This is a genomic window from Corallococcus silvisoli (genome assembly GCF_009909145.1).
GTDB lineage: Bacteria > Myxococcota > Myxococcia > Myxococcales > Myxococcaceae > Corallococcus > Corallococcus silvisoli.
This window is the reverse complement of sequence record NZ_JAAAPJ010000009.1, coordinates 295,621-312,832: the sequence shown is the minus strand read 5'-3', so window position 1 is coordinate 312,832 and position 17,212 is coordinate 295,621. Positions and strand designations below refer to the sequence as shown.

The following is a 17,212-nucleotide window of genomic DNA, read 5'->3' as shown; positions in this document are numbered from 1 at the left end:
CCGCGCGACAGCTACTTGGAGGGCTCCAGCCTGAAGGTGTTGGACTCTCCCGTGGCGCCGAAGGCGTCCAGCGCGAAGAGCCTCACGTTGCCAGCGGGCGCGTCCATGACGATGGTCGCGGTGCACACGCCGTCGTCACAGGGGCCAATCTTCGGAGGTGACACCGTGCCGCGCGACGCGGTGAGCTCCACGGAGCCATCGAAGTGCATGGCCCGGGGGCCCTCCGCCCGCACGGTGATGGCGAAGCCCTGACGGCTCGTGCGCGTGCCTTCGATGGCGTCGAAGCTGAACCCCGTGATGTCGCCCTCGCGGATCGGATCATCCGGTCCAGGGCCCGCGTCCCGTGCGCCGCCGTCCCCGGCGTCGGAGCCGGCATCCTCTTCGACGGGCCCCGCGTCTCTCGCCACCAGCACGCCCGCGTCGTCCGGGTCCGCCTTGCCCTGCCCGGGCGGGTAGAGGACGAGCGGCTTGGGGGCCATGGCCTCCCGCCCATCATCCAGACGCAACAGCACCGGGTGCTCGCCCACGCCCAGGCCGCGAGGCACGCTCACGATCGCGATGCCCTCGGGATCGAAGCGACTCGGCTCCGCTTCCCGTCCATCCACCCAGACGCTGCCCGAGACCCTCCGCGCGTCCACTGTCTTCGCGCCGTAGTCCACGGCCACCGGGTAGCGCGCGTCGAACGTCACGGTGAGGGCGCCCCGCGTGTTGACCGGCAGCGCATCCGGCTCCACCGAGAGGATGGTGGGCGGAGGCAGCGATTCGGGGCTGCCTGGACATGCGCACGCGAGCGCCACCAGTCCCCATCCCAGGCCCCGTCGCATCACGGAATGAACCTCAGCCCCGCGGACACGGACACGCCTCCAAGCTCGGCGCGCACCGAATCCGTGTTCACCGGCGCCAGCGCGGCGCGCAGCTCCGTGAGGACGCTCCATCGACCCAGGTCATACGCTCCCTGCGCGGCCAGGAAACCCATGGCGCCCACTCTGCGCTCATCCACCACGTCAGAAAAGACGGCCCCGGTCGCAGATGCTCCCGTCGACAGGCGATGGCGGAACGCCAGCACGCCACCGCCTGCACGGCCGTCCAGTCTGAAGGACCTCTGGTGGAAAAGAGTGACGCGCGCGGACAGAAGCACGGGAAGCCCCCAGACGCGCGAGTGCACGTCGGTGGTGCCCTGTTGCCCATCGAGCTTCGCGTGACGCAGGCCCACCTCCGCCTCCACCGCCAGCCGTTCGTTCCACACCGGCAGCGGCACCGCGACCCCCAGCCCCAGGAGCGGTCCGCGGTTGGCGCCACTCGCGAACGCGGCCCCTCCCAGCAGGAACAACGACGTCCGTTCGCCCACACCGTGCGACCGCGCGGTCGCGGGGAGCGGGGCAGGGGACGCGGGTGCCTTGACCTCCACCGGCTCCGGGGCGCGGGGCTCACCCGGCAGCACGCCCGCGCGCAGTCGCACCGCGTCCACGTCAGCCGCGTCGCGCCAACGCACGGCGACGGACACCTCCGTCGCGTTGGCGTGAGGCTTCACCGTGAAGAGGGGGCGCTCCGATGAAGGCATCCCCGTGAGCGTGGCGCCCTTCGCGGTGACGGCCAGGTCGGAGGACCGCACCGGACCCTCCGGGCCCGCGACGATCAGCCAGCCGCCCCTGTCGGACGGAAGCGGCTCCGGTGTGAGGGCGGCGACCAGCGGGTGCTCCGAGGGCACCTCCAGGGGGGCCCGGCGATCCGTGGTGAGCGTCCCCCGCGTCGCGAGCACGCGGGCCTCCCGTGCATCCGGAGGCACCTCCACGGGCACCTGCGCCCGGCCGCGCGCGTCCGCCTTCACCGGGCCGAAGCGAGCCTCGCCCACCGCGACCACCACCTCCGCGCCTGGAGCGGTGGACACGTCCAGCGTGGTGCGGCCCAGCAGCGGCAACCGCACGGTGGTGAGCTCCGGCGCGCGGGGGCCCTCCACCCAGAACACCAACACCGCCCACAGCGGGTAGCGCACCTTCGGGGGCGTCCAGAGGAAGACGCGCTCGGCGCCGCCTTCCAGCCGCGTCGCGGACCAGGTGCCAGAGGAGGCCGCCGCGCGCACGGGGCCGGCGCCATCCGGCACCCGGACCCGCACCTGGACCTGGGCATCCCTCCCGAGCACCACGCGCCCGGGGGTCGCCTCCACTTCCGGCGGTTCCGCCCGCGCCACGGCGGCACCCAGCAGCAGAAGCGAAACGGCGAAGAGGAGCGGCGGACGCATGCGGGAAACCCGCATCCCAGTTGACCGCCGCTCCGGCCTCCGGGTCAATCCCCGGAAGGCAGGGAAGTCTCAGCCGCGTCGTCGGCGTCCAGGTCCGGAGGCGGCTCGGCCATGGGCTTGTCCGCGGGGCCGGTGTGCTTGTTCGTCGGGGGGCTGAAGACGGGCTTGTCCGTCTGCGGTCCACCGCGGCCGTGCACCAGCGTCTTGGTGTCGGAGCGGAAGGTGAGGTCCACCTTGTCGCCGCGCACCGCGGTCACCAGGCCCACGCCGAACGTCGGGTGGTGGATGACCTGGTCCACCTTGTAGGTGTCCTTGGGGCTGTACTTGGGGGCGCTCGCGATGTCCTTGCCCGCCAGCTGCTCGTCGAAGGAGATGACCACCTTCTCCGCGCGGGTCGTGCCGGAGGAGGCGGCGCGCGGCGCCCGGGTCGTGGACGTCTTCGTGGGGCGATCCGTGGCGCCCGGCGCGCCCCGGAACGCGTGGTCCCCGCCGCACGTGTTGCAGCGGACGCGCACGATCTTGGGGCCCACCATCGCGAGAATCGTATGCGCCAGGTTCATCTTGCAGCGGGTGCACTGGGCATCCACCTCGCCGCCGACCTTCTGAGTAGCCATTCTGTCGTGTCGCTCTGGCCCGGCAACTCCCCGAAGGGCGCGCCGGGCGTGGAAGAAAGAGGGCCGCGGAACATAACGGCCGACCCCAGGCGGAGGAAGCACCATCGCATCGCACCCGCGCGCCGCGTGAGCGCCCCCCGGGCAGCCAACCGGATGGAGGGAGGGGTGGGATGGGCCGCCACGGAGTTCGCTTGTGCGCCCGTCCGGGGCACGTAGAGTAGCCCGCCTGAGCGCATGACCACCGAGACCCCCAGCAAACCCAACCGGTTCACCGGCGCCTTCATCCAGTCGGTGGAGGGCCTCGGCAAGGGCATCATCGACGTCGTCAGCAGCATTGGCGGCGTCGTCGCCCTGGGCCTGGACGTCTTCCGCTGGAGCGTGCGGCGCCCCTTCCGGCTGCACAACCTCTTCACCCAGCTGGACTTCGTGGGCGTGGGCTCCATCTTCATCGTGGCGCTCACCGGCAGCTTCACCGGCATGGTGTTCGCGCTCCAGACGTCCACCGCGTTCGCCCTGTTCGACGCGGAGAGCCTCGTGGGCCCCACCGTGGCCCTGACGCTCACGCGCGAGCTGGCGTCCGTGTTCGCCGCGCTGATGGTCACCATGCGCGCCGGGTCCGCCATGTGCACGGAGCTGGGCACCATGCGGGTCACCGAGCAGGTGGACGCGCTGGAGACCATGGCCGTCAACCCGGTGCAGTACCTGCTGGTGCCCCGGGTGCTCGCGGGGCTGTTCATGGTCCCCGCGCTCACCATGCTCTTCAACACCACGGGCATGGCGGGGGCGTACGTCGTCGCGGTGTTCGGCCTGGGCATCTCCCCCGGTACGTTCCTGTCGCGCACCCAGCAGTGGATGGCTCCCGCGGACATCTACGAGGGGTTGATCAAGGGCGCCATCTTCGGGCTCGCGGTGGCCCTCATCTGTTGTTTCAAGGGGTTCAACGCGTCCGGTGGCGCCAAGGGCGTGGGTCAGGCCACCACCGAGGCGATGGTCGCCAGCGCCCTGTCCATCTTCATCCTCGACTTCATCGTCGGCATGTTGATGCACTGATGGGCCCGCCGAACGCGCCCCTCCCCGAGTCCACCGGGGCAGAGCGGGCGATGATCGACATCGTGGACCTGCACAAGACGTTCGGCGGGAACAAGGTGCTCACCGGCATCAACCTCACCGTTCCCGCGGGCAGCACCTGCGTCATCCTGGGGGGCTCCGGCTCCGGCAAGACGGTGCTGATGAAGCACATGATCGGCCTGCTCAAGCCGGACACGGGCCAGGTCATCATCGACGGGCAGGACATCGTCCCCATGAGCGTGGAGGGACTGCAGCAGGTCCGCCGCAGCTTCGGCATGGTGTTCCAGGCCGCCGCGCTCTTCGACTCCATGACGGTGTTCGAGAACGTCGCCTTCCCCCTGCGTCAGCACACCCAGCTGCCAGAGGACGCCATCCGCGAAAAGGTGCGCAAGCGCCTGGACCTCATGGGGCTCAAGCGCGCGGTGGAGGACCGCTTCCCGGCGGACCTGTCCGGCGGCATGCGCAAGCGCGTGGGCCTGGCGCGCGCCGTGGTGCTGGATCCCAAGGTGGTCCTCTACGACGAGCCCACCACCGGCCTGGATCCCATCACCACGGACTCCGTGGACGACATGATCCTCACCGCGCAGAAGGAGCTGGGCGTCACCAGCGTCGTCATCAGCCACGACATCGCGTCCGCGTTCAACGTGGCCAACCAGATCGCCTTCCTGTCCAAGGGCGTCATCGTGGAGCACGGGCCGCCGGAGCAGCTGCGCGAATCCCAGCACCCCGCCGTCCAGATCTTCCTCCAGACCTGGTTCGGAAAGAACTAGGGCGCCTTGCAAGAACTGGGGCCCTCAAGGAATTCGGCTCCACATGAAAAGCTGGCACCCGGCATGCAAATCGTTAGAGTCGCGCGCGGCCGGTGGTAGCGCTCGGAGTCACATCAGGTGAAGAAGCTCGTCACGCCCTTCCGTGTTGGCCTGCTGGTGCTCGCCGCCGGGGGATTCCTCATCGCGTTCGTGCTGTTCGCCAAGAAGGGCGGGCTGAGCGACCGTGACTCCACCCAGGTGTGGGCGTACTTCCGGGACGCGTCCGGCCTCGCGGTGCGCGGCCGGGTGCAGATCGCCGGCATCCCGGTGGGAGAGATCAGCGACATCAGCCTGGAGGGCACCCGCGCGAAGGTCTGGCTGAAGATCCGCAAGGGCGTGGACGTGCGCCAGGACGCGGCCGTCACCAAGCGCTCGGAGTCGCTGCTGGGTGACTACCTCCTGGACCTGAACCCGGGTACGGAGCAGGCGCCGGAGCTGGAGAACGGCGGGCAGATCCGCCGCGTCGTGGACACCCAGGGCGTGGAGGCCGTCTTCGAGTCGCTGTCGCAGATCACCTCCGACATCCAGCAGGTGACGGGCGCGCTGCGCGAGGTGCTGGGCGGGGAGAAGGGCGCGGGCAGCCTGGAGCGCATCGTGGAGAACCTGGTCCGCCTGTCGGACTCGGTGGATGCGACGGTGCGCCGCAACACGGACCGCCTGGACACCATCATGGCGAACGTGGAGGGCGTGTCCTCGGATGTGCGCGCCATCACCCAGGGCAACGGGGCGGAGGTGGGCCGCATCGTCGCCAACGTCGAGAAGATCACCAACGACGTCCGCGAGGTGCTGGGCACCGTCAAGAACATCGTGGGCAGCGGGGAAGGGGAGTTCAAGGAGAGCGTCTCCAGCCTCAAGCAGACGCTGGGCCGGCTGGACAACACGCTGTCCAACCTGGAGGACATCACCCGCAAGGTGAAGAACGGCGAGGGCGCCGCGGGCGCGCTGCTCACCGACGAGCAGCTGGGGCAGCGCGTCACCGAGGCCGTCACCGACATCTCCGACTTCGCCACCCGGCTCACCACCCTCCAGACGGAGGTGGGTCTGTTCAGCACGTACCTGGTGTCGCAGGGCGCGTCGAAGAACGGCCTGTCGCTCAAGCTCATCCCCAAGCCGGACAAGTACTACCTGCTGGAGATCATCGACGACCCCCGCGGCTCCGTCACCACGCAGGTGGTGCAGACGAACCCGCCGTCGGACGGGGACCCGGTCATCCAGACTCAGAAGGTGACCAAGGAGTCCTTCAAGGTCAGCCTCCAGTTCGCCAAGCGCTACTACTTCACCACCCTGCGGGTAGGCCTCATTGAATCCACCGGCGGCGTGGGCGCGGACCTGCACTTCTTCGATGACGCGCTCACGCTGAAGATGGACGCCTTCAACTTCACCGCGGACGAGCTGCGCTACCCGCGCCTGCGCACCACGCTGCGCGCCCAGGCGTTCGACCACCTGTTCGTCGTGGCCGGCCTGGACGACATCCTCAACGCACAGCAGCGTGACACGGCCACCAAGCGGCTCATCGCCGGCCGCGACTTCTTCTTCGGTGCCGGCTTCTTCTTCACCGACGACGACCTGAAGTCCCTCATCACCGCCGTCGGCGTCCCCACGTTCTAGGCCCGCAAGGCCTCTTGACCTTGCCGGGCAGGTGTCGTACCCGGCATGGGCACGGGGTTTCCCCTGGAATGCGCCGTGCCCTGACGCCTGCTGCCTCGCGCCCGGTCACCCCCCAGGAAGACTCCATGTCTCTTCTCGTCGTCGGTTCAATCGCGCTGGACTCGCTGGAAACGCCCTTCGGCAAGAAGGAGGACGTGCTGGGCGGGTCCGCCACCTACTTCTCCACGTCCGCGTCCTTCTTCGGGCCCGTGCAACTGGTGGCGGTGATTGGCGAGGACTTTCCAGAGTCGCACCTCCAGTTCCTGCGCGGGCGCGGCATCGACCTGGAGGGCCTCACGCGCGAGTCCGGCCGCACCTTCCGCTGGAAGGGCAAGTACGGCTGGGAGCTCAACGAGGCGCAGACGCTGGACACCCAGCTGAACGTCTTCGAGTCCTTCTCGCCCAACCTGCCGCAGGCCTACCGGGAGACGCCGTACGTCTTCCTGGGCAACATCCACCCGGAGCTCCAGGCGCGCGTGCTGGACCAGGTGAAGTCGCCCAAGCTGGTGGCCGCGGACACGATGAACTTCTGGATCCAGGGCAGCCGGCCCGCGCTGCTCAAGACGCTCCAGCGCGTGAACCTGCTCTTCATCAACGACGCGGAGGCGCGCCAGCTGTCCGGCGAGCACAACGTGGTGAAGGCCGCGCGCGCCATCCTGGCCATGGGCCCCTCGCGCGTCGTCATCAAGCGCGGCGAGCACGGCGCGCTCCTCTTCGATCAGGACCACATCTTCGCCTGCCCGGCCTTCCCCCTGTCGGAGGTGTTCGATCCCACCGGCGCCGGTGACACCTTCGCCGGCGGCTTCATGGGCACCCTGGCCACCTCCGCCTCCGGCAAGGTGGATCAGCAGCTCTTGCGCAGGGCCATGGTCATGGGCAGCGTGATGGCCTCCTTCACCGTGGAGAAGTTCAGCCTGGAGCGCCTGCGCGAGGTGCAGCGCCCGGAGATCCACGCCCGCTTCGCCGAGTTCAAGAAGCTCACCCACTTCGACGACCTGGGCCCGCTGGGCGGGTAGGGGAGCGCGGGGAGCGGATCCGGATCCGGTGTGGAACTTGACGGGCCACACCCACCCTCCCTAGGCTCGGGTGAACGCAGTGGATGAATAAATCCGGTGCGGCCATCCTTTTTCAGCGCCGACGTGGACAAGACGGACCCACGTCGGGAGGTCCCCGGGTTGAGCGAGAATCGAAAGCACGCGCGGGTCGGCACCCACCTGCGCTGCTGGTGCGAGGGTGAGAACGTGACCCTGTATGCACGCATCGCCAATCTGAGTGAGGGAGGCTTCTTCCTCAGGACGAGCACGCCCTTGGCGGCGGGGACGCGGACGCAGGTGCGGCTGACACGGCAGGCGACGGACACGCAGTTGCAGGCGCAGGCCACGGTCGTCTGGTTGCGGCAGGAAGAGCAGCCTGACGGCCGGCCCCCGGGCATGGGCCTGAGATTCGAAGCGTTGGACGCGGACGCGCTGGTGAGTCTGCGGCGCATCATCTCCCAGCAGCAGACCCCCCTATAGGGCTCCCATGCGCATCGCCGTCATCTCCGACATCCATTCCAACATCGAGGCCCTCACTGAGGTGTTGAGGGTGGCGGAGCACCAGAAGGTGGACCGCTTCGTGTCGTTGGGGGACATCGTGGGGTACGGGGCGTCCCCCAACCCGTGCTGCGAGCTGGTGCGCTCGGTGGCGGAGATCACCCTGCTGGGCAACCACGACGCGGCGGTGGCGGGGCGGATGGACTACTCGTACTACTACGACGCCGCCCGGCACGCGCTCGACTGGAGCGCCAACGTGCTCTCCGACGAGAACCTGGCCTGGCTGCGCAGCCTCCCGTACACGTACCGGATTGGCGAGGTGGGCTTCTGCCACGGCTCGCCCGTGGATCCGAAGGCGTACGAGTACATCTTCGCGCTGGAGCAGGCCCGGGAGCTGACGCCGTACGTGGCGGAGCTGCCGGAGGTGACCTTCATTGGCCACAGCCACCTGTGCCGGGCGTTCGCCATTGGCAACGGCGAGGTGAATGACGTGGTGGCGCAGAAGTTCGTGCTGCGCAAGGGCTACAAGTACATCGTCTCCGTGGGGAGCGTGGGCCAGCCACGCGACTACGACAACCGGGCCTGCTTCGTCATCTGCGACACGGACGCGCGCACGGTCGAGTACCTGCGCGTGGAGTACGACATCGAGACCTCCGCGCAGCGGATCTTCGACGCGGACCTGGCGCTCAACTTCGGCAAGCGCTTGTTCCTGGGCGTCTGAGCCCCGGGCGCGGCCGGTGCGGAAAAGCGGCGCGGCCGGGCGGAAGGTGGCATAAACCGGGGTCGTGAGCCCCCAGGTCCCCCGTCCGAAGCGGCCCTTCATGGGCCTTGGCCTCGCCGCCGTCCTCCTGCTGTCCGGGTGCAGCCGGGCCCCCGCGCCGCCCTCGCCCGAGTTCGAGCGGGCCAGCCGCCGGTGGACCGTCCTGTACGCCCAGAAGCTGGACGCGGCGTACCTGGACCCCGCCATCGGGGAGATCGAGGCCCAGCTCCAGCGCGTGCCGGCGGATAGCGTGGACGCCGCCGCGTCGCAGGACCTGCTCCAGCGCATCCAGCAGGGCCGCGCGCGCATGCAGGCGGATCGCGACGAGCAGCGCCGCGCGGTGGCGAGCGCCCAGGCGCTGCCCACCCTGGATCCCTCCCAGTCGAACATCCCGCGCCGCGAGGAGCCCGTGGCGGAGGCGGCCCCGGTGGACGCGGGGCCGGAGGACGCGGGAGTGGTGGGCGGCCCGCAGATGGGCACGCCGGCCTCCGAGCTGGTGGCGGGCTTCCGCGGCTGCTTCACCCGTTCCGTGCCGGTGACGGTGGAGGGGCGGGGGATGCGGGAGACCTGGCAGCTGAGCGACCGGGCGTCCTGCCAGCTGGAGTTCCCCAGCCACAAGGACACCTCGCTGGTGATTGAAGACGGCCGCGTGCTGGCGTTGTTACCCAAGAGCGCCATGCGGACGGTGCGGCGCTACGAGGACGGCGGGGTGGTGTCCCCGAGCGCTGACGGCCGTTGAACCTCTTTCCCTTACGTATCGACGACCTTCGATGAACGAACAGACCTTCATGAAGTTGATGCGCGTGCTGCCCAAGTCGGCGGTGTCCTCCGCGGTGGGCCTGGCCACGCGCCTGCCCGCGCCCGCGCCGGTGCACCACTGGGCCATGCGCGCCTTCGCCAAGGCGTACAACGTGGACATGGACGAGGCGGAGCACGGCTTCGAGAAGTACCCGACCTTCGCCCAGTTCTTCACCCGCGGCCTCAAGCCGGGCCTGCGCCCGGTGGACGCGGGCGAGAAGGTCGTCGTGTCGCCGGTGGACGGCCGGGTGTCCCAGGTGGGCTACTCGGACAACGGCCGGTGCCTGCAGGCCAAGGGCATCGAGTACACGGTGGACGAGCTCCTGGGCGACGCGCAGGCGGCGAAGCCCTTCCACGGCGGCGCCTGGACGACGCTGTACCTGTCGCCGCGCGACTACCACCGCATCCACGCGCCGCTGGGCGGCACCATCACGGGGTACGCGTACATCCCGGGTGAGTTCTGGCCGGTGAACCCCGCGTCGGTGAAGAACAAGCAGTCGCTGTTCTGCGTGAACGAGCGGCTCGTCACCTACCTGGACACCGCGGCCGGCAAGGTGGCGGTGGTGAAGGTGGGCGCCACCTGCGTGTCGCGCATCAAGGCGTCGTACGAGGACATCACCACCCACCTGGGGCAGCCGGGCAAGGTGCACCGCTACGGCGCGGGCATCCCGGTGGAGAAGGCCGGGGAGCTGGGCCGCTTCGAGATGGGCTCCACGGTCATCCTCTGCTTCGAGCCGAAGCGGGTGCGCTGGGACGACAGCCTCCAGCCGGAGACGGTGGTGCGCATGGGCACGCGCATCGGAGAAATTCTGTGAGCCAGAAGATCAACGGCGTGAAGGGGATGAACGACCTTCTGCCGGGTGAAATCGAGGTCTGGCAGTTCGTGGAGACGACCGCGCGCACGCTGTTCGGCCGCTTCGGCTACGGCGAGGTGCGCACGCCGATGGTGGAGGACACCGCCCTCTTCGTGCGCAGCGTGGGCGAGGAGACGGACATCGTCGGCAAGGAGATGTACACCTTCGAGGACAAGGCGGGCCGCAGCCTGTCCCTGCGTCCGGAGGGCACCGCGCCCGCGGCGCGCGCGTACATCGAGCACTCGGTGAGCAACCAGGAGCCGGTGTCGCGCTGGTTCTACATGGGGCCCATGTTCCGCTACGAGCGGATGAAGACGGGCCGCTACCGCCAGTTCTCCCAGATTGGCGCGGAGGCCTACGGCGCGAAGGAGCCCGCGCAGGACGCGGAGCTGATGGACGTGGTGGTGCAGTTCCTGGAGGCGCTGGGCCTCACGGACGTCACCCTGAACATCAACTCGCTGGGCGACGACGCGTGCCGGCCCGCCTACCACGCGAAGCTGGTGGAGTACCTCCTCGCGCACCGCGAGGAGCTGTGCGCGGACTGCCAGCAGCGGCTGGAGCGCAACCCGCTGCGCGTGCTCGACTGCAAGAACGAGAAGTGCCAGGCGGTGGCCGCGGCGGGGCCCAACGTGCTGGAGTTCCTGTGCGAGCCGTGCCGCGCGCACTTCACGGACCTGCAGCGCAAGCTGGGCGCGCTGGGCATCCGCTACGTGGTGAACCACCGGCTGGTGCGCGGCCTGGACTACTACACGCGCACCGTCTTCGAGTTCATCGCCGCGCACCCCGCGCTGGGCACCGCCAGCACCGTGGGCGGCGGCGGGCGCTACGACAAGATGATGAAGGGCCTGGGGGGGCCGGACGTGCCCGCGGTGGGCTTCGCCATGGGCCTGGACCGGCTGGTGCTCCTGCTCAAGGAGGGCGGCAAGACGTTCGCCCAGCGGCCGGACCTGTTCATCGCCGTGGCGGACGAGGGCTCCCAGGACGCGGGGCTCGCGCTGGCCAGCCGCCTGCGCCGCGAGGGCCTGCGCGTGGACTTCGACACGCGCGGCGGAAGCCTCAAGAGCCAGATGAAGCGCGCGGACAAGTCCGGCGCCCGCTTCACCCTGGTGCTGGGGGAGCAGGAGCGCACCAGCGGCCAGGCGAAGCTCAAGCCCATGGCGGGCGGCGAGCCCATCCCCGTGGCCCTGGACGCCGTGGCCGCCACCGTGCGGGCCCAGCCGGAGGCCGCGGCGGCCTGATCCGCGCCGCCTTCCGGTCCGCTCGTCCGGGCCGGAGGGGGGCAGGGCGGCCTGTCTTCCCTGAAAATCCAGGAGTAAAGGTGTTAAGCAGCGTAAGTCCCGGGAATCGCTGGGGGAACGAGGGCGCGGGGATTCGCGGCCGTTGAGAGGCTGGAGTAGATTCCGTCCTCGATGTCGAGCACTTCCCACACCTCGCCCGTGATCGAAGGTCCTCGCTGGATCCCCGTGGATGGGGACAGCATGTGGCCGTCGTTGCGGGCAGGGGACGTGGCGGAGGTGGAGCCGCTGGTGGAGGCGCCGCGCCCGGGCGAGGTGGTGCTGGCGCGCTTCGAGTCCGCGCTGGTGCTGCACCGGGTGCGCTGGTGCGACGGCCGCGTCTGCGCGCTGCGCGGGGACAACGGCGGCGTGGAAGATCCGCCGCTGCCCCTCTTCCGTATCCTGGGACGTGCGCGGCGTGTGCGCCGGGGAGGCGCCCTGCTGGAGATGGAGCGCTGGGACGTGGGCCCGCGCGCGGTGGGCCGCTGGCGGGTGGCCCTGAAGCGGAGGATCGCCGCGTGGTTGGGCAGGGCAGGGCGCGCATGAGCTTCACGGCTGAGAGTGTTCCCCAGCGGCGCCCGGGGGCTTCGGGCGAGGGATTTGGCGCGGACTTCCTCGTGCTGGACGCGGAGGGGCGCACGCTGCGGGGGCTCAACCCGGTGGCGGCGCGCATCTGGGCGCTGTGTGACGGACAGCGCACGGCCCGGGCGGTGGCGGAGCAGGTGGCGCTCGAGTTTTCGACCGACGTTGGCCCGGTGCTGGCTGACACGCTGCGGTTCCTGGAGGAGCTGCGGCGCAAGGGTCTGATGGATGAAGTGCGCGCGCCGGCCGGTGTCGCGCCTCTGGGGGGTGCATGATGCGGGCGCTCGTGGTGGTGCTGGCGGGTGCGATGGTGCTGTCGGCGTGCTCGGAGGGCCTTTCGCCCCTGCCGCCTCCTGCCGTGACGCCAGGACCGGGGGGCGGCTCGGCCGGCCCCGTGGATCCGACGGACGTGCTGGCGGGGGGCGGGAGCGTGGCCCAGCCGCCGCCCCCGGCGCCGGTGGACGGGCCGCCTCCGGACGAGGTCGTGGAGGAGGAGCCACCTCCCGTCGCGTCGCCGCCCCCGTCTGGCAGCGCGCAGGTGGTGGGCGCGGGCTCCGAGCCGGTGGGGTTGTCCGAGGTGCAGCAGGTGGACGTGGACTTCGTGGTGAGCGGCGTCCGGGGCAAGGGCCAGGTGGACGTGGAGTTCATCACGCCGGGTGGCCGCCCGTATGAGAAGCGGAGCACGGCCGTGGAGGCGCCGCCCGAGGAGTCCCGCACGCTGCGCTTCTCGCTGCCGGTGGCGGGCACCACGGTGTCCATGGCGCGCATGACGGGCACGTGGCAGGTGCGCTTCTTCCTGGACGGCGCGCAGCTGGCCACCACCTCCTTCACCCTGGAGCCGTGACGTGAGGCCCGCCATGAACGTCCGCACCCTCATGCTGTTCGCCCTGCTGCTGCCCGCGGCGGGCTTCTCCCAGACGTGGAGCGCGCGCCTGGTCCCCGCGCCCGGAGAGACGGTCGCCCAGGTGGTGATGGACGACGCGTCCGACCTGGTCGTGGAGGTGACCAACACGTCCACGGCCACGAGCGATTCGCGCCTGTCGGAGGTGTCCTTCGTCCTGCCGGACGGCTACCAGCTGCTGGACGGGCTGGCCGCGGAGGACTCACCGGCGTGGAAGGTCGAGTACTTCGACGCGAACCAGCGCCGCATCACCTTCCAGTCCACGCTGGGCTGCGTGGAGAATGGCCGGGGGCTGGCGAGGACGCAGACCGCGCGCTTCGTGCTGAGCGTGGTGGCCCCATCGGATCGCGCCACCGACAAGACCAACGAGCGGCTGGTGGCGGGGACCTATGGCCGCGACCAGTGCGACGGCACCAACTACACCATCAACCTGAACAGCTCCTCGTGGACGCGCACTCCGCTGGCCACCACCGTGACGCTGCTGCCGCGCGTGATGGCGGTCAACGCGGCGGCCGTGGCCCGCGTCGTGGTGGAGAACCGGGGGACCGCGGCGGGCACCGTGACGGTGGACAACCCCACCTCCACCAGCGCAGTGCCGCTCCAGTTCGTGAGCAAGGACGCGAACAAGTCCATCGCCGTGCGGGCCGCGGGCATCTTCGTGGCCAACGTGAGGCCCACCGCGGCGGGCACCGTGGCGGCCCGCGTGCGCGCGCACACGACCAGCAACAACGCCAACGCCCCGCTCGCGGACTCGCCGCAGGTGGACGTGGGCAACCTGGCCGCGGCGGCGGACATGGACATCGTGGACGCGTTCAGTGGGGAGCAGGTGACCCTGCGGCTCACCGTGCTGAACGCGTCCAGCGCGAACACGTACTCGAACGTGCGCCCCCGCGCGCCGGTGCTGGTGGGCAACGCGACGGCGACGCTCGTGTCGGGGCCCTCGCCCGACAGCGTGGCGCAGCTCGCCCCCGGGGCCTCCGCCCAGTTCACCTGGCGCTTCCAGGTGTCGGGCACGCCGGGTGCGAGCTACCAGTTCCGCTCCCAGGTGGACGCGACGCTCAACGGCTCCGCGGTGGCGGGGGATGTGGTCACCGCGCGCAAGGGCAGCCTCGCGCAGCACCGCGTGCGGCTCAGCCACGAATCGATGTCCACCGCGTCCACCAACGTGACGGTGGCGTACACGGTGCAGAACCGCGGTGAGTTGCCCATCTACGAGGTGAAGCTGCTCAAGCCCGCGGTGAACTACTTCGCCGTGGCCGCCTCCGGGCAGCAGGCGTTCGGGGACTGGATCGTCTACTCGGACGCGGCGGGCTACACCTGGGAGTCGGAGACGGGCATCCCGGTGGGCGGCGAGGCCGTCTTCCGCATCACCTATTCGGGCTTCACGGCCGTCACGGCCGACACGGCGTTCCGCCACCGCCTGGAGCTGAACCAGGGCTACAACGACGCGCGCATCCGCGTGGAAGCGACGATGACGCTGCTCGCGGTGGCCGCGGCTCCGGACGTGGCGCGCCTCACGGGCGTGGCTCGCGACGGCGGCGTGACGTTGACGTGGGACAACCCCTTCAACCACGGCGGCACGCTGGTGCTGCGCGCGCAGGGGACGGCGCCTCCCAACACCGCGCCTGTCAGCGGCAGGCGCTACGCGGTGGGCGACGTGCTGGGCAACGCGACGGTGGTGTACGCGGATGAGTTCAGCTCCGCGTCCTCGTTCACGGACACGTCGGTCGCCAACGGCACGACGTACGTCTACCGCGTGTACAACGCGGACGACGAACGCAGGTACGGGCCGGGCAACCAGCCCACGTCCCAGGGCCTCCTGGCCACGCCCCGGGCGCGCACGGCGGGCAACCCGCTGTGGTGCTACTCGGTGGGGTTGTCGTCGCTGCTGCAGCCCGTCACCGAGCTGGGGGTGGGCATCTTCAGCTCCTTCAACGACTCCGTGGTGGGCACGCTCACGAACACGGTGAACCCGTCCCTGGACGGCGCGGAGCGCTTCCGGCCGGTGAAGCTGTCGGGGCTGATTGGCAGTCGCTTCCCGGTGGTGCCGCTGCTGGGCCGGGGCGGGCAGCAGTTCATCGTCGTGGGCGACCAGGCCGGAGTCCCCGCGGTGCTCAACGCGGCCACGGGGGAGTTCCTGTGGAAGAACACCACGCTGGGCCTGGGGAACATCAACTCGTTCCCGGTGACGCAGCTGCTGGACTACGCGAACCCGGCGTACCGGGCGGTGTACTCGAACGTGGACCTGGCGTTCTTCGCGACGCGCGTGTCCTCCGCCGCGCAGAACCAGGTGGTCGCGCTGAACGCGGCCACGGGCGCGCTCATCTGGCGCTACCGGCCCGGGGATCTGGGCATGGTGAGCGGCGGCATGTTGGTGGACTACACGACCAACCGGCTCTACGTCGGGACGAAGTCGGGCGTGGGCAGCACGTCCACGCTGCGGGTGTTGGACAGCCTCACCGGGCAGGAGCTGGCGCGCCGCGTGATGGGCGACCTGGAGTTCGGTGTGGTGCGCAACGCCACCAGCAACCAGATCCTGGTCACGTCCAGCGACGGCATGGTGTACGGGGTGGATCCCTCCACGCTGGCGACGGTGTGGTCCTTGTCCGTCGCGACGCGGCCCTCGCCGTCCACGTCCGCGTTCACGCACTTCGCGCGGCCGCTGGGGCGGGGCTTCGTGGTCAGCCTGGCGAACGGCCGCGTGGAGCGCTACGAGATGGACGCGAGCAACGTGCCCGTGAAGCTGTGGTCGACGCCCATCGCGGGCCCGTCCGGCTCCTTCACCCTCAACCAGAACGGCGTGGCGCGCATCTACGTCGGGAGCACGGACGGAAAGGTGCACCAGTTGGAGCTGGAGACCGGCGTGGACTCGGGGCAGGTGACGGTGGGCAGCGCACAGGACATCGGCACTCCGACCATCGACCACACCGTGGGCCGGTTGCATGTTGGCTCCGCGGATGGTCGTATCTGCGCGTTCCCGGTTCCCTTCCAGTGAGCACACGACCTCTTCAGCAGCCCCCCGCGGGCCCCCCTGGTTCGCCCGAGTCGACGGGTTCGGCGGTGGCGCCCGTGTACGTGCCGCCCGCCATCCTGTGGGAGCAGCCGTTCGTCGCGCTGGCGCAGATCTCCGTCTGCTCCATTCCGGGCGAATCGGAGTGCGTGCCGTGACGGGCGGGGACCCGGGATCGGGTCCCCGGAAGTCAGCGCTCCGGATCGCCCTCGCGGGGTGGACGGTGGCGCTGGACGTGGAGGAGGGCGCGCTCGGTGACGTCCTCCGCCGTGTGTTTGGCGCGTTCCTCGCGCCGGACGCGGGCACTCCTGATGCGCGCCTCGTGCTGCGGGCGCCTTCGGCTCCGCGGGCCCCACCGGTCATCCACGAGCTGCCCCGGCTGGAGGTTGGCGCGTCGGGGACGCTGCGGGTGGAGGGCGCGGACTACTCCGCGGTGCTCTCCGCGGATCGGCGCCACGCGGACGTCATCGGGTCGGGCCGGTTCCCGGTGGAGAGCGTGCTCAAGGTGATGCTGGCGCTGGCGCTGGCGGAGCGCGGTGGGTTGCTGATCCACGGCGTGGGGGTGGCGCACGGGGGGCGGGCCGCGCTGTTCGTGGGGAACTCCGGCGCGGGGAAGAGCACCTTGGGCGGGCTGTGGCGTGAGGCGGGCGGGACGGTGCTCGCGGATGAACTGGTGGCGGTGTGGCCGGTGGAGGGTGGGGGCTGGCGTGCCGCGGGGACCCCCTGGAACCTGGGGACCCGGGCCTTCGAGGCGGCGCTGGTAACGGTGGGGACGCTCGCCTGGGACGCGGCTTCCCGGTGGGAAGGGCAGCGCGCGGGGGAGGTGGCCCGAGTGTTGTTGCTCAACGCGATGCTGCCCGAGCCCACCGTGGAGGGGCGCGGTGCGCTGGTGGGCGCGGCGGGGCGTCTGCTGTCGTCGGTGGAGACCGGACGGCTGGTGTTCTCCCGCGATGCCTCCGCCGCCGCGGTCGTGCGGGCGCGGCTGGGCACGTAGGCGCGGAGCGGAGCGCGGTCTTGACGGCCGCAGCGGTGAGGGAGGCCCGGTGCGTCGAGGCCGTCTCGGCGGTGGGAGTCATCGGGCGTCGCGGCTTTGCTGGCGGTCGCGGTGTGGATGGCGCGGGCGC

General features: G+C 70.5%; 18 protein-coding genes. 15 read left to right on the top strand and 3 right to left on the bottom strand.

Annotated elements, in window-relative coordinates:
- Positions 1-11 precede the first annotated feature (11 nt).
- Genes GTY96_RS19930 through GTY96_RS19920 form a run of 3 tightly spaced genes read right to left on the bottom strand, consistent with a single transcriptional unit; the run spans position 12 to position 2,853 of the window.
- Positions 12-827: a hypothetical protein gene (locus tag GTY96_RS19930; protein ID WP_143904473.1), complete on the bottom strand. Its 816-nt coding sequence runs from the start codon at positions 825-827 to the stop codon at positions 12-14.
- Positions 824-2,239 carry a hypothetical protein gene (locus GTY96_RS19925; RefSeq protein ID WP_161665511.1) on the bottom strand — a complete coding sequence of 472 codons (1,416 nt, stop codon included), beginning with the start codon at positions 2,237-2,239 and terminating at the stop codon, positions 824-826. The genes GTY96_RS19930 and GTY96_RS19925 overlap by 4 nt, the downstream gene beginning before the upstream one ends.
- Before the next feature lie 44 nt (positions 2,240-2,283).
- On the bottom strand, positions 2,284-2,853 hold the full coding sequence (locus GTY96_RS19920; protein ID WP_143904477.1) for a hypothetical protein: 570 nt from the start codon (positions 2,851-2,853) through the stop codon (positions 2,284-2,286).
- 234 nt (positions 2,854-3,087) lie between these two features.
- Between GTY96_RS19920 and GTY96_RS19915 the strand changes: the two genes are divergently transcribed.
- The 15 genes from GTY96_RS19915 (at position 3,088) to GTY96_RS19845 (ending at position 17,082) form a co-directional block, all read left to right on the top strand.
- A complete protein-coding gene (locus GTY96_RS19915) occupies positions 3,088-3,903 on the top strand; it encodes an MlaE family ABC transporter permease (protein WP_143904479.1) in 816 nt (271 codons plus the stop codon).
- 50 nt (positions 3,904-3,953) lie between these two features.
- Positions 3,954-4,691: an ABC transporter ATP-binding protein gene (locus tag GTY96_RS19910; RefSeq protein WP_143904786.1), complete on the top strand. Its 738-nt coding sequence runs from the start codon at positions 3,954-3,956 to the stop codon at positions 4,689-4,691.
- Between the two features lie 117 nt (positions 4,692-4,808).
- On the top strand, positions 4,809-6,338 hold the full coding sequence (locus GTY96_RS19905) for an MlaD family protein (protein ID WP_161665510.1): 1,530 nt from the start codon (positions 4,809-4,811) through the stop codon (positions 6,336-6,338).
- 125 nt (positions 6,339-6,463) lie between these two features.
- Complete coding sequence (locus tag GTY96_RS19900; protein WP_143904483.1) at positions 6,464-7,393, top strand: PfkB family carbohydrate kinase; 930 nt, start codon at positions 6,464-6,466, stop codon at positions 7,391-7,393.
- Positions 7,394-7,552: 159 nt separating this feature from the next.
- Positions 7,553-7,891, top strand: a complete 339-nt coding sequence (locus GTY96_RS19895) for a TIGR02266 family protein (RefSeq protein ID WP_143904485.1) — start codon at positions 7,553-7,555, stop codon at positions 7,889-7,891.
- A 7-nt stretch (positions 7,892-7,898) separates the two neighbouring features.
- On the top strand, positions 7,899-8,630 hold the full coding sequence (locus GTY96_RS19890; RefSeq protein ID WP_143904487.1) for a metallophosphoesterase family protein: 732 nt from the start codon (positions 7,899-7,901) through the stop codon (positions 8,628-8,630).
- Positions 8,631-8,694: 64 nt separating this feature from the next.
- Positions 8,695-9,408, top strand: a complete 714-nt coding sequence (locus GTY96_RS19885) for a hypothetical protein (protein WP_328700948.1) — start codon at positions 8,695-8,697, stop codon at positions 9,406-9,408.
- A gap of 31 nt (positions 9,409-9,439) precedes the next feature.
- Positions 9,440-10,282 (top strand): archaetidylserine decarboxylase, encoded by an 843-nt coding sequence (gene asd / locus GTY96_RS19880; RefSeq protein WP_143904498.1) that lies wholly within the window; start codon positions 9,440-9,442, stop codon positions 10,280-10,282.
- Between the two features lie 26 nt (positions 10,283-10,308).
- Positions 10,309-11,559 carry a histidine--tRNA ligase gene (hisS, locus tag GTY96_RS19875; protein WP_201756246.1) on the top strand — a complete coding sequence of 417 codons (1,251 nt, stop codon included), beginning with the start codon at positions 10,309-10,311 and terminating at the stop codon, positions 11,557-11,559.
- Positions 11,560-11,730: 171 nt separating this feature from the next.
- The gene (locus tag GTY96_RS19870; protein ID WP_268903956.1) at positions 11,731-12,141 is read left to right on the top strand and encodes a S24/S26 family peptidase; all 411 of its coding nucleotides are present in this window, start codon (positions 11,731-11,733) and stop codon (positions 12,139-12,141) included.
- Positions 12,138-12,452 (top strand): PqqD family protein, encoded by a 315-nt coding sequence (locus tag GTY96_RS19865; protein WP_143904504.1) that lies wholly within the window; start codon positions 12,138-12,140, stop codon positions 12,450-12,452. The genes GTY96_RS19870 and GTY96_RS19865 overlap by 4 nt, the downstream gene beginning before the upstream one ends.
- Positions 12,449-13,021 carry a hypothetical protein gene (locus GTY96_RS19860; protein ID WP_143904506.1) on the top strand — a complete coding sequence of 191 codons (573 nt, stop codon included), beginning with the start codon at positions 12,449-12,451 and terminating at the stop codon, positions 13,019-13,021. The genes GTY96_RS19865 and GTY96_RS19860 overlap by 4 nt, the downstream gene beginning before the upstream one ends.
- Before the next feature lie 13 nt (positions 13,022-13,034).
- Positions 13,035-16,073 (top strand): outer membrane protein assembly factor BamB family protein, encoded by a 3,039-nt coding sequence (locus GTY96_RS19855; protein ID WP_143904508.1) that lies wholly within the window; start codon positions 13,035-13,037, stop codon positions 16,071-16,073.
- Positions 16,070-16,246: a hypothetical protein gene (locus GTY96_RS19850; RefSeq protein WP_161665508.1), complete on the top strand. Its 177-nt coding sequence runs from the start codon at positions 16,070-16,072 to the stop codon at positions 16,244-16,246. Before GTY96_RS19855 ends, GTY96_RS19850 begins: the two co-directional genes overlap by 4 nt.
- A complete protein-coding gene (locus GTY96_RS19845) occupies positions 16,243-17,082 on the top strand; it encodes a hypothetical protein (RefSeq protein ID WP_328700947.1) in 840 nt (279 codons plus the stop codon). Before GTY96_RS19850 ends, GTY96_RS19845 begins: the two co-directional genes overlap by 4 nt.
- Positions 17,083-17,212: the final 130 nt, after the last annotated feature.